This window comes from Bradyrhizobium sp. LjRoot220 (assembly GCF_964252915.1).
Taxonomy (GTDB): domain Bacteria; phylum Pseudomonadota; class Alphaproteobacteria; order Rhizobiales; family Xanthobacteraceae; genus Bradyrhizobium.
In genome coordinates this window covers 25,212-36,846 of sequence record NZ_CAXUPS020000001.1, presented here as the reverse complement: position 1 = coordinate 36,846, position 11,635 = coordinate 25,212, and the positions used below count along the sequence as shown (strand labels likewise).

The 11,635-nt window shown below is 63.3% G+C and carries 11 protein-coding genes; 8 read left to right on the top strand and 3 right to left on the bottom strand.

The annotated features are described in order from the left end of the window. Positions 1-187 precede the first annotated feature (187 nt). From ACSQ84_RS00165 to ACSQ84_RS00135, 7 genes are all read left to right on the top strand, one after another. Positions 188-1,504, top strand: a complete 1,317-nt coding sequence (locus ACSQ84_RS00165; protein ID WP_436209625.1) for a CmpA/NrtA family ABC transporter substrate-binding protein — start codon at positions 188-190, stop codon at positions 1,502-1,504. A gap of 59 nt (positions 1,505-1,563) precedes the next feature. Continuing rightward, positions 1,564-2,472 (top strand): nitrate ABC transporter permease, encoded by a 909-nt coding sequence (gene ntrB / locus ACSQ84_RS00160; protein WP_436209624.1) that lies wholly within the window; start codon positions 1,564-1,566, stop codon positions 2,470-2,472. Between the two features lie 12 nt (positions 2,473-2,484). Then, complete coding sequence (locus ACSQ84_RS00155) at positions 2,485-3,279, top strand: ABC transporter ATP-binding protein (RefSeq protein ID WP_436209623.1); 795 nt, start codon at positions 2,485-2,487, stop codon at positions 3,277-3,279. A gap of 100 nt (positions 3,280-3,379) precedes the next feature. Next, positions 3,380-3,805 (top strand): globin family protein, encoded by a 426-nt coding sequence (locus ACSQ84_RS00150; RefSeq protein WP_436209622.1) that lies wholly within the window; start codon positions 3,380-3,382, stop codon positions 3,803-3,805. A gap of 21 nt (positions 3,806-3,826) precedes the next feature. Next, positions 3,827-5,044, top strand: coding sequence for an NAD(P)/FAD-dependent oxidoreductase (locus tag ACSQ84_RS00145; RefSeq protein ID WP_436209621.1), 1,218 nt, complete (start codon positions 3,827-3,829; stop codon positions 5,042-5,044). A 13-nt stretch (positions 5,045-5,057) separates the two neighbouring features. Further along, positions 5,058-7,760 carry a nitrate reductase gene (locus ACSQ84_RS00140; RefSeq protein WP_436209620.1) on the top strand — a complete coding sequence of 901 codons (2,703 nt, stop codon included), beginning with the start codon at positions 5,058-5,060 and terminating at the stop codon, positions 7,758-7,760. A gap of 118 nt (positions 7,761-7,878) precedes the next feature. Continuing rightward, on the top strand, positions 7,879-8,757 hold the full coding sequence (locus ACSQ84_RS00135) for a hypothetical protein (RefSeq protein WP_436209619.1): 879 nt from the start codon (positions 7,879-7,881) through the stop codon (positions 8,755-8,757). Positions 8,758-8,789: 32 nt separating this feature from the next. Here ACSQ84_RS00135 and ACSQ84_RS00130 read toward each other — a convergent pair whose 3' ends face one another. The 3 genes from ACSQ84_RS00130 to ACSQ84_RS00120 all read right to left on the bottom strand — a co-directional run bounded on the left by ACSQ84_RS00130 (position 8,790) and on the right by ACSQ84_RS00120 (position 10,872). Then, on the bottom strand, positions 8,790-9,485 hold the full coding sequence (locus ACSQ84_RS00130) for an L-2-amino-thiazoline-4-carboxylic acid hydrolase (protein WP_436209618.1): 696 nt from the start codon (positions 9,483-9,485) through the stop codon (positions 8,790-8,792). Positions 9,486-9,617: 132 nt separating this feature from the next. Continuing rightward, positions 9,618-10,004, bottom strand: a complete 387-nt coding sequence (locus tag ACSQ84_RS00125; RefSeq protein ID WP_436209617.1) for a RidA family protein — start codon at positions 10,002-10,004, stop codon at positions 9,618-9,620. 1 nt (position 10,005) lies between these two features. Continuing rightward, the gene (locus ACSQ84_RS00120; RefSeq protein WP_436209616.1) at positions 10,006-10,872 is read right to left on the bottom strand and encodes a VOC family protein; all 867 of its coding nucleotides are present in this window, start codon (positions 10,870-10,872) and stop codon (positions 10,006-10,008) included. Positions 10,873-11,002: 130 nt separating this feature from the next. Between ACSQ84_RS00120 and ACSQ84_RS00115 the strand changes: the two genes are divergently transcribed. Next, positions 11,003-11,632 (top strand): LysR family transcriptional regulator, encoded by a 630-nt coding sequence (locus ACSQ84_RS00115; protein WP_436209615.1) that lies wholly within the window; start codon positions 11,003-11,005, stop codon positions 11,630-11,632. Positions 11,633-11,635: the final 3 nt, after the last annotated feature.

The following is an 11,635-nucleotide window of genomic DNA, read 5'->3' as shown; positions in this document are numbered from 1 at the left end:
TGCGCTGAGAAGGGCTTGGCACGAAGCTTGAATAGCTTGTGCCGACGCCATTGATGCCGTCCCTTGAGACCACTCATCCGAATTGTACCGCCACCATTCCGGGGCCTCCCCGGAACGCGCCTTTTTGCGCCTCGCGCGGCGGCACCAGTCGGACGGCCCATTCACACGCAAAGGAGCGCGATACCCCATGACGAAGCCCACCCATCCGACCTCACGCGGCCTCAGCCGCCGCCAGCTTCTGAAAGCGACCGCCGGCACGGCGGCACTGCTCGCGGCGGCCAAGCTGAATTTCCCGGCCGGCGCCTTCGCGCAAGGGGCCGGTCCGGAAGTGACCAAGGCAACGCTCGGGTTCATCGCGTTGAGCGACGCCGGGCCGTTGTTCGTCGCCAAGGACAAGGGCTTCTTCGCCAAATATGGCATGCCTGACGTCGAGGTCGCCAAGCAGGCTTCGTGGGGCACCACCCGCGACAACCTCGTGCTGGGCTCGGAAGGCAACGGCATCGACGGCGCGCATATCCTGACCCCGATGCCGTATCTGATCTCGGCCGGAAAGGTGACGCAGAACAATCAGCCGACGCCGATGTACATCCTGGCGCGGCTCAATCTCGACAGCCAGTGCATTTCCGTTTCCAACGAATATGCCGATCTCAAGCTCGGCGTCGACACTGCGCCGTTCAAGGTCGCGCTGGAAAAGAAGAAAGCTGCCGGCAAATCCGTCAAGGCTGCGATGACGTTCCCGGGCGGCACGCACGATCTGTGGATCCGCTACTGGCTCGCCGCCGGCGGCATCGATCCCGACAAGGACATCGAGACCATCGTGGTGCCGCCGCCGCAAATGGTCGCCAACATGAAGGTTGGCACCATGGATTGCTTCTGCGTCGGTGAGCCGTGGAACCTGCAGCTGATCAATCAGAAGATCGGCTACACCGCGGTCAACACCGGTGAAATCTGGGCCAAGCATCCAGAGAAGTCATTGGGCATGCGCGCGGCCTGGGTCGACAAATATCCGAAGGCCGCCCAGGCGATCCTGATGGCGGTGATGGATGCGCAGCAATGGGCCGACAAGGCCGAGAACAAGAAAGAGCTGGCGACCATCATGGGTAAGCGGCAGTGGATGAACTGCCCGGTCGATGACGTCTACGACCGCTCGGCAGGCAAGTTCGACTACGGCATTCCCGGTAAGGTCGTCGAGAACTCGCCGCACATCATGAAATACTGGCGCGATCATGCTTCCTATCCTTTCCAGAGCCACGATCTCTGGTTCCTCACCGAGGACATCCGCTGGGGCAAGTTTGACGCGGGCTTGGACACCAAGGCGCTGATCGCCAAGGTCAACCGCGAGGATCTCTGGAGAGAGGCCGCCAAGACCATGGGTGTTGCCGCTGCCGACATCCCGGCCTCCAAGTCGCGCGGCAAGGAAACCTTCTTCGACGGCAAGGTGTTCGATCCGGAAAATCCTTCCGCGTACCTGAAGTCCCTGTCGATCAAGCGTGTTGAAGTCTGATCCAGCAGGACCGCCCGCAAGCGGGCGGTCCGCCTCGTGAAAACGGAGACGCATTTCCAATGAATATGCCTGCGATCAAGACCGAACCCGCCACCGCGATTGTTGCGCCCGCGGCAGCCCCGGTTGCCACCCCGGTCGTGACGATGACGCCGAACCGTCCGCCGCGTGCCGAAAAATACCTCAAGATGGCGAAGGAGACCGCGGTGCGCGTCGTGCCGCCGCTGATCGTGATCGCGCTCCTGATGCTGTTCTGGGAGCTGGTCTGCCGTCGCACCGGTTCGGCCCTGCCGCCGCCGTCGAAAGTTTTCAATGACACCAAGGAATTGATCTTCGATCCGTTCTTCGATCGCGGCGGTATCGACAAGGGACTGTTCTGGCATCTGTCCGCCAGCTTGCAGCGCGTGGCGCTCGGCTACTCGATTGCCGCGGTCGTCGGCGTGGCGCTTGGCACATTGGTCGGACAATCGGTTTGGGCGATGCGCGGCCTCGATCCGCTGTTCCAGGTGCTGCGCACCATTCCGCCGCTGGCCTGGTTGCCGCTGGCGCTGGCCGCCTTCCGTGACGGTCAGCCCTCGGCGATCTTCGTGATTTTCATCACCTCGATCTGGCCGATCATCATCAACACCGCGGTCGGCATCCGCAATATTCCGCAGGACTATCGCAACGTCGCGGCGGTAGTTCAGCTCAATCCGCTGGAGTTCTTCGGCAAGATCATGATCCCGGCCGCGGCGCCCTACATCTTCACCGGCCTGCGCATCGGCATCGGCCTGTCCTGGCTCGCCATCATCGCGGCAGAGATGCTGATCGGCGGCGTCGGCATCGGCTTCTTCATCTGGGACGCCTGGAATTCCTCGCACATCAGCGAAATCATCCTGGCGCTGTTCTATGTCGGCATCATCGGCTTCGTGCTCGATCGGTTGATCGCAGGACTGGGCAAGATCGTGACCCGCGGCACCTCCGCAGGCTGAAGGAAACATATCATGCAGGCCTATCTGAAGCTCGATCACATCGACAAGACCTTCACCCGCGGCAACGCCACGACCGAGGTGCTGAAGGACATCAGCCTGACGATCAACAAGGGCGAATACGTCTCGATTATCGGCCATTCCGGTTGCGGCAAGTCCACGCTGCTCAACATCGTGGCCGGTCTGACCGACTGCACCAATGGCTGCGTGCTGCTGGAAAACCGCGAAGTCAATTCACCAGGACCCGATCGCGCAGTGGTGTTCCAGAACCACAGCCTGCTGCCCTGGCTCACCGTCTACGAAAACGTCCGGCTCGGCGTCGACAAGGTATTCGCCTCGAGCAAGACCCGCAGCGAACGCGACGCCTGGGTGATGCACAATCTCAACCTCGTGCAGATGGCCCATGCCAAGGACAAGCGCCCGTCGGAAATCTCCGGCGGCATGAAGCAGCGCGTCGGGATCGCACGGGCGCTGGCGATGGAACCGAAGGTGCTGCTGCTCGACGAGCCCTTTGGCGCGCTCGATGCGCTGACCCGTGCCCATCTGCAGGATTCGGTGATGGCGCTGCACCAGAAGCTCGGCAACACCATCCTGATGATCACCCACGACGTCGACGAAGCCGTGCTGCTGTCGGACCGCATCGTGATGATGACCAACGGGCCGAGCGCGCGGATCGGCGAGGTGCTGGAAGTGCCGCTGGCGCGTCCGCGCAAGCGGCTCGAGCTCGCAACCAACCCCGGTTACCTGAAGTGCCGGCAGCGCGTGCTCGAATTCCTCTACGAGCGGCACCGCTTCGTCGAAGCGGCGTAGTTCTTGCTTTGCACCCAGGGGGTGAACAATTTCGCTGCCGCCGGGGCGAACAATTTCGCTCCCGATCCGGGCAAGGCTTTGGAAGAGGCAGGAGAACGACATGACACCAGAGCAGGTCAAACTCGTGCAGCAAAGTTTCACCAAGGTCGCGCCGATCTCGGAGCAGGCAGCGGTTTTGTTCTACGGCCGCCTCTTTGAAGTGGCACCCGCGGTCCGGGCGATGTTTCCGGACAACATGACCGAGCAGCGCAAGAAACTCATGGCGACGCTTGCCGTCGTCGTGGGCGGGCTGACCAACCTCGAAGCCGTGCTGCCGGCCGCGAGCGCACTCGCCAAGCGCCATGTCGGCTATGGCGCAAAGGCCGAACACTATCCCGTCGTTGGCGGCGCCTTGTTGTGGACCCTGGAGCAAGGGCTCGGCGACGCCTGGACGCCGGAGACCGCATCCGCCTGGTCCGCGGCCTACGGCACGCTGTCCGGCTACATGATTTCGGAAGCCTACGGCAGCGCCCAAGCCGCCGAGTGAGGATACGCCAAAGGATAAGTCATGAGCGAACCCTTGGTCATTGTCGGCAACGGAATGGCGGCCGCGCGTCTGGTCGACGAACTGGCCAAGGTTGCGCTCGGGCGCTACGCTATAGCCGTGATCGGCGACGAGCCGCGGCTTGCCTATAACCGCGTGCTGCTGTCGTCGGTTCTCGCCGGCGAGACCGCCTCGCATGATATCGAGCTAAGACCTGCTTCATGGTGGCGCGACCGCGGCGTCACCCTCAAATATGGCTGCCGGGCCACCGAGGTCGATGTCGGGCGGCGCGAAGTCAAGATCGAGAACGAGGAGAGCATCCCGTTCTCGAAGCTGGTCCTGACCACGGGGTCGTCGGCGTTGCGGCTGAACGTGCCCGGCGCCGATCTCGCCGGCGTGCATACGTTTCGCGACAGCCGCGACGTCGACCTTCTGCTGACACTGGCCGCGCAGAAGAAGCGCGTGGTGGTGGTCGGTGGCGGACTTTTGGGACTGGAAGCGGCCTACGGGCTCGCCAAGGCCGGTGCGCCGGTGACGCTGGTTCATCTGATGGACCGGCTGATGGAGCGCCAGCTCGATGCGCCCGCCGCGGAACTGTTGAAATCGCTGGTCGAAAGCAAGGGCATCGAAATCCTGCTCAACGCCAACACCGCGCGGATCCATGGCGAGACGCGGGTCGAGGGCGTCGAACTTAGCGATGGCCGCCGCATCGACGCCGATGCGGTGATCTTTGCGGCAGGCATCCGCCCGAACATTGCGCTGGCAAAGGAAGCCGGCATCGCCGTCAACCGCGGCATCGTCGTCGATGACGTCATGCAAACCGGTGCTGCGGACATCTTTGCGATCGGCGAATGCGCCGAGCACCGCGGCATCTGTTACGGCCTGGTCGAGCCGGCCTATGAGCAGGCGCGGGTGCTGGCGCGGCATCTTGCAGGCACCGACGCCTGCTATGGCGGCAGCATCGTGGCGACCAACCTGAAGGTCTCCGGCGTCAGCGTGTTCTCCGCGGGCGATTTCGCAGGCGCCGACGGTTCCGAGACCATCGTGCTCAGCGATCTCAATTGCGGCACCTACAAAAAACTCGTGATAGCGGACGGACGGCTGACCGGCGCGGTTCTGATCGGCGACGTCAGCGACGCGCTCTGGTATCTCGAACTGATCCGCAACCGTCAATCTACCGCGCGAATTCGCGCCGACATGATGTTCGGCCGCTCGCTCGCGATCCGTTCAGAGGCGGCATGAGCCGGTTGCCTGCATGACCGCCGTCGATCCCGATCTGCGTGCCACCAAGACCACCTGCGCTTATTGCGGCGTCGGCTGCGGCGTTCTGGCGACGCCGGACGGAAGGGGCGGCGCGGCAATCTCCGGCGATCCCGAACACCCGGCGAATTTCGGCCGGCTGTGCTCGAAGGGATCGGCGCTCGGCGAAACGCTCGGTCTTGAAAACCGGCTGCTGCATCCGATGATCCGCTGCGACAAGGGGACCATGGAGCGCGTGGCCTGGAGCGACGCGCTCGACCACGTCGCGCACCGGTTTCAGCACATTATCGCGCGCGACGGCCCCGGCGCGGTCGCGTTCTATCTCTCCGGCCAGTTGCTGACGGAGGACTATTACGTCGCCAACAAGCTGATGAAGGGATTTGTCGGCAGCGCCAATGTCGACACTAATTCGCGGCTGTGCATGGCTTCCTCCGTCGCCGGCCACCGACGCGCCTTCGGCGCCGACACCGTGCCCGGCTGTTACGAGGATCTCGACGAAGCCGATCTCCTGGTGCTGGTCGGCTCCAATGCGGCCTGGTGCCATCCGGTGCTGTACCAGCGCATGCTGGTCAACAAACAGAGCCGCGGCGCCCGCATCGCGGTGATCGATCCCCGCCGCACCGATACGGTCGGCGATGATGATCTGTTTCTGGGCCTGAAGCCCGGCACCGACACGGCGCTGTTCAGCGGCTTGCTGGTGCATCTTGCCGACAATGGCGCGCTCGACCACGATTACATCGAACGCCACACGTCGGGTTTCGACGACGCGATGGCGCGGGCGCGCAGCATGGCCGGCAGCCTCAGTGCGACTGCGCTGGCGACCGGCCTGTCCGAGCCGGACGTCGCGGCGTTCTTCCAGATGTTTGCGAGCACGCCGCGCGTGGTCACGATGTATTCGCAAGGCGTCAACCAGTCGGCGCAGGGCACCGACAAGGTCAACGCCATCCTCAACTGCCATCTTGCGACGGGCCGGATCGGCAAGGTGGGCGCGTCGCCGTTCTCGCTGACCGGACAGCCCAATGCGATGGGCGGCCGCGAGGTCGGCGGGCTCGCCAACCAGCTCGCGGCCCATATGGGTTTTTCGCCACCGGACATCGACCGCGTGCGCCGGTTCTGGAAGGCCTCCCGCATCGCCACCCATGAAGGGCTCAAGGCGGTCCAGATGTTCGAAGCGATCGCGCGCGGCGAGATCAAGGCGCTGTGGGTGATCGGTACCAATCCGGCGGTGTCGCTGCCCAATGCCGACGCCGTCCGCAAGGCGCTGAAGAAACTCGAACTGTTCGTGGTCTCCGAGAATGTGACCTCCAACGACACCGTCGATGCCGGCGTGCATGTGCTGTTCCCGGCGCAGGCCTGGGGCGAGAAATCCGGCACCGTGACCAATTCGGAACGGCGCATCTCGAGGCAACGCGCATTTCTGTCCTCGCCGGGGGAGGCGCGGCCCGATTGGTGGATCATCGGCGAGATCGCAAAACGGCTCGGATTTGGCACGGCGTTCAATTTTGCATCGGCCGCCGACATCTTTCGCGAGCACGCCGCGCTTTCGGCGTTCGAGAACGAAGGGGGCCGCGATTTCGACATCGGCGGGTTGAAGGCACTGTCGGACGAGGCGTTCGATACAATGGGGCCGGTGCAATGGCCGATCCGCCAAAATGCGCAGCCGCAGGCGCGCTTCTTTGCCGAGGGCGGATTCTTTGCCAGCGAACAGAAGGCGCGTTTTATCGCACCGGAGATTCCGGCGCTGCGCACCGAGACCACGGCTGCGCGTCCGCTGCGGCTCAACACCGGGCGCGTCCGCGACCAATGGCACACCATGACCCGTACCGGGATGAGCCCGCGGCTGGGCCAGCATTTGCCGGAGCCGTTCGTCGAGGTGCACCCGGAGGACGCCGCCAGGCACGGCGTCGCCGACGGCGATTTTGCGCGGGTCACGACGGATTACGGACAATGCACGCTGCGGGTCGTCGTCAGCGAGCGCCAGCAGCGCGGCATGCTGTTCGCGCCGATCCACTGGAGCGCGGTCACCGCGACCGGAGCGCGGGTGGGATCGCTGGTCGCGCCGATCACCGATCCGTTCTCGGGGCAGCCGGAGAACAAGGCGACGCCGGCGTCGATCACGCCTTACGAATATGTGTTCCGCGGCTTTGCATTGTCGCGCACGCCGCTCGAATTGCCCGATCATGCCTGGTGGGCGCGCGTCGCCGTCAATGGCGGCTATGGCTATCTGCTTGCCGACAATGCCGATCTCCGAGACTGGCAGTCCTGGCTCGGATCGATCGCGGGCGATGATCTCGCCGAATACAAGGATTTTGGCGGTGGTGTCTATCGCGCGGCGTCCTTTGCCGCTGACCGTATCGAGACCTGCCTGTTCATCGGGCCGGCACGGGACGCCGGCGACTGGAATGTGGTCAAGGGGCTGTTTGCCGCCGATACGCTCAGCAACGATCAGCGCCGCATGCTGTTGTCGGGTAAATCGATTGACGGCCTCGCCAATGCCGGCCCGATCGTCTGCGCCTGCTTTGGCGTCGGCCGCACCACCATCTGCGATGCGATCGCGGGCGGTGCGCGTTCCGCCGCCGACATCGGCGCCAAGCTGAAGGCCGGCACCAATTGCGGTTCCTGCATTCCGGAAATGAAGCGGCTGATCGCGCAGACCGCCGCCGCACCCGAGCCACGCCAACTCGCCACGGCTCAATAGTCGCTTCAGCCGATTCGCAAGTGGAACCTGGTCTTCGAGCTGTCACATTTTGATGTGAGGGAACACGAAAGATCGTCAGGCGTTGCGCCGACAGGTTGTCCAATTTCCGGAGATCGCCATGATCATCGGTCGCAGAGCCCTGTTAGTCGCCGCGGGATGCGTGTTGGTTTCGCGTCAGGTGCGCGGGGCGGATGAGCAGATTGCCTTGTACTGGACGGTGACCCCGCCCGGTCGCCAGAGCGCGGTGCTGTTTGGCTACGATCGAGTTGCGGCGGCGCTCACGCCGGAGATTATCAAGGACGGAATCGCGCTGGTTGACGGCTGTCAACGCGTTGTTCTCGACATGCCGCAGGACGTCAAATTTCCGACCGTCGATCTCGACCGCGACCAGATCAAGCCGATTCTGCAGGTCGTCGCACCTCGGACCGCGGAGCGGCTCCGAAAACTGCTGGCGAACTCGCCGTTGGCTTCCCTCGCCGACAAGCTCTCCGGTCTCGAAGCGATGATGTCGCTTGCGGGAGAAGGGCGCTACAATGCCGACATCACAGCTGGCGGCACCATCGTCGATCACGCCCGGGCGAAGCAGAAGCTTATCGATCAACTGTTGTCGGAACCGGAGGTGCAATCAACCTGGCAGCCGCCGGACCTGGTGACATTGAATGCCGGCATCGGTGATGAGAGCATCTCCTATCTCCTCGACCTTCGCGACCGCGTCGGCCCGATTGGAGGTTATCTGCAACAGCTTTATCGCCAGCGCAGAGGGCACGAGATCGAGCGGTTCACAGCCGACATGATGCGCCACGGTGTTATCACGTCGTCGCAGTTTCACCAGAGCGACCGGCTGCGAAACCTTGCATTCGAACGTGCGTTCGATTTGATGACGAAGCAGGCCGATGAGCAACGCTTCTTTCTGTTTCCGCTCGGTGTTCTCACCGGTACATCGGGAATTCTCGCGGCGCTTAGGGCAAAGGGAGCAGCCGTGGTACCTCGCGCCTAGCCGCCATCGACGTCGGCCGAGAACAGTCTCCTCTATGGTGCGCCCGCTTCATCCTGCTCCGACGGGAGCCGCGAGAAGCGGAAATTGCAGTGGCTCGCGCCGCCGGCCAGGGTTTGTGTCCTATCCAGGTGGATTCCTCGCGTTGCATAGGCGTCGAAATCAAGCCCACAAATGTGCGGCAAGATTTCTTGATCGCCATGACGAGCCGCGAATTTGCAAAAGCCGCAAGCTTTGTAGTCGATGCCGAATTCAAAGTTGTCGCCTGAGCCCGGCTCGACGAAATCGTAGACGAAATCTTCCGGAAACTCTTCCTGATGGCTTCTTGTAGCCTGCTCGCGCAGCAAAGTCTGATTCTCCGGCGACATGAATTGACGCCCCGAGGCGAGACGTTCGGCTTCGGGCATGGTCAGCAATTGCGTCTTGTAGGTTTCTCGCTCGATTTCGCCGATCACGGCCAGCGACACGCAGTGTCGCCGGAGCACCCGGCTGATGGCCATAAAGCCCATCAGACGCATGAAGAAATCGCTCATGCGACTGGCTGCGCCGCCGACATAGGGCATCTGGGTGAGCACGATTTCGAATTCGTCCATCACCTGCTGCCTGATCCGATCGATATCGGATAGCTGCGCGCGCTCGCGCAACATCGCTTCGGCAAGGTCGAGGCGGTGGCGCATCGCGGCCTCCATTGCACCGCGATGCGACTCGTAGAAGGGGTGAATCTCAGCCATGGGATACTCTGTCTCGGTTTCGTAGGGTGGGCAAAGCGAAGCGTGCCCACCATTTCGAACGTCGTTCTGGATGGATGGTGGGCACGGCGCAAACGCGCCTTTGCCCACCCTACGACACCGTTCGAATGGTGCTCATTCAGCTGCAATCGCTTCGATCTCCAGCAGCCATTTGCCGTCGACGGTCTCTGCGATCATGACCGTGGATGCGGGTTCGTTTCCTTGCAGCATCTTGCGGCGAATGGCGCGGTTGGCGACCACCTGGCTTTTGTCGGTCAGGAACGTGTTGATCTTGACCAGATGCTCGACGCCGAGACCGGCGGAGCTGAGCACCTCGATGATATTGCGCCAGGACTGCTCGCATTGCGCCTCGAACCCATCGGGCACGCGGCCGTCGGATTTTTCCGGCACCTGGCCGCTGACGAACAGCAGCCGGCAGTGCTGACTGATTTCCAATCCCATGCTGTAGCCGCTGGAAGGCGAATGGACCGATGCGGGGTTGTGACGGGTGAGATGAGCCATGTCAGATCTCCTGTTCGACGAATTCCAGAGCCAGGCCATGCGATGCGGCGGGCGGGATCAACAGTGCATTGTCGATCACCTCGAACGTGACGCCGTTATTCTTCAGGACCCGCATGGTCGCATCGAGATCGGTGACCGCCAGCCGCGCCGCGCAGAACCGCGGCGAACCATTGGCGGTGACACAAGGCAGCCGGCGCGCGATCTCGGACGGGCCGAGCACGGTGATCCGGTCGCCGCGCTCGCCGACCGTCAATCGCGCGGGCACCAGTTCGGCTGCACCCTCCGTGAGGCGCTCGAGGAACGCGCGGTGCTGCGCCGGCTCCGGCGCCGACATCACGACCTCGACCACGCGCAAGGCGCCGTTGGCGTGATGCTGGTATTCCGCCTTCCAGAACAGTTCCGGCGGATGGCGTTGCTGGCAGGTGAAAAAGGCGATGTCGGGCATCGCGGGGTCGGTGGCAAAGGCCAGTGAAAACCCGACGCGGGCCGTGCCTCCGCCCGGCAGCACCGCGTCCCGGCCGAAATCGAACGGCGCATAGCTGCCGATGTGGGCCGCGTTGAAGCGCGCCGCTTCGGCATGGGAGTCGGTGCTGTGCAAGGCCAGCATCGACATTCCTTCGCTGCTTCGAAGGAAATCTTGGTTATGCGCCGCGAAGCTGAAATGGCCGGGCGTCGCCTTTGGCACCGCCGCGGCATCGGTAACGGCCAGCAGTTCCAAAAAATTGTTCCCGAACATCGCCAGGCGGTTGCTGGTTCCAAAGGGATGGACGCCGGTCGGCGTGAGGCTAAAACCGAGCGCTTGCCAGACCGGCGCGGCCTTTGCCAAATCGTGAACACAAATAACGAGATGATCCAGTCGGCGAGACATTGATATTCTCCTGACGCTGCGGGCCGACCGTAGCCGCGGTCATCAATCCTGCGCAAAGCATTGTTACTTCGGTCACGCACAAGAAAATCTATTGCAAGGCCACGGCCTATCAGTGACAAACTGCAGCGCAATGACCTACACCCTGCCACCCCTCAATGCGCTCCGCGCGTTTGAAGCCGCCGCGCGGCATCTCAGCTTCAAACTGGCCGCGCATGAACTGCATGTGACACCTGCCGCCGTGGGGCAGCAGGTCAAAGCACTGGAAGTGCGCCTCGGCGTACGCCTGTTCGAGCGGCTGCATAAGCAGCTGATCCTGACCACGGCCGGCCAAGCCTATCTGCCCGAGATATCCGACGGCTTTCGCGTGATTGCAGACGCGACCGCACGGCTGAAGCCGGCGGGCGCGGTGCTGCTGCAGCTCGGGGTCCACGGCAGTCTCGACCTGCGCCGGCTGGAGTTGGCGGAGTTTCGAGCGGCCCATGCGGAAATCGGCTTGCGGGTGCTGCAGCCTGCCGGCCTGCACGAGCTGGTCGAGGGCAAAGTCGATCTGCTGATCGCGCGCAGTCTCGGCCATCACCCCGGCTATCGCTGCGACCGTGTCAACGAAGGATCCGGTCTCGGCGATTGGCTGATTGCGCCAGAAGGCACGGCGGATTGTCCGGAGATCAAGAGCTTCCGCGATTGGCTGCGCGCCCTGCCGGCCGAGAACCCGCTCGAAGTCCATCGCCGCCCTCGGCTGGTCGGCATCACCAGAAGTTGAGGC

Bases quoted from the DNA above. Each gene is read 5' to 3' on its own strand.
- ACSQ84_RS00165 (WP_436209625.1), top strand. From the start codon at position 188: ATGACGAAGCCCACCCATCCGACCTCACGCGGCCTCAGCCGCCGCCAG.
- ntrB (WP_436209624.1), top strand. From the start codon at position 1,564: ATGAATATGCCTGCGATCAAGACCGAACCCGCCACCGCGATTGTTGCG.
- ACSQ84_RS00155 (WP_436209623.1), top strand. From the start codon at position 2,485: ATGCAGGCCTATCTGAAGCTCGATCACATCGACAAGACCTTCACCCGC.
- ACSQ84_RS00150 (WP_436209622.1), top strand. From the start codon at position 3,380: ATGACACCAGAGCAGGTCAAACTCGTGCAGCAAAGTTTCACCAAGGTC.
- ACSQ84_RS00145 (WP_436209621.1), top strand. From the start codon at position 3,827: ATGAGCGAACCCTTGGTCATTGTCGGCAACGGAATGGCGGCCGCGCGT.
- ACSQ84_RS00140 (WP_436209620.1), top strand. From the start codon at position 5,058: ATGACCGCCGTCGATCCCGATCTGCGTGCCACCAAGACCACCTGCGCT.
- ACSQ84_RS00135 (WP_436209619.1), top strand. From the start codon at position 7,879: ATGATCATCGGTCGCAGAGCCCTGTTAGTCGCCGCGGGATGCGTGTTG.
- ACSQ84_RS00130 (WP_436209618.1), bottom strand. From the start codon at position 9,485: ATGGCTGAGATTCACCCCTTCTACGAGTCGCATCGCGGTGCAATGGAG.
- ACSQ84_RS00125 (WP_436209617.1), bottom strand. From the start codon at position 10,004: ATGGCTCATCTCACCCGTCACAACCCCGCATCGGTCCATTCGCCTTCC.
- ACSQ84_RS00120 (WP_436209616.1), bottom strand. From the start codon at position 10,872: ATGTCTCGCCGACTGGATCATCTCGTTATTTGTGTTCACGATTTGGCA.
- ACSQ84_RS00115 (WP_436209615.1), top strand. From the start codon at position 11,003: ATGACCTACACCCTGCCACCCCTCAATGCGCTCCGCGCGTTTGAAGCC.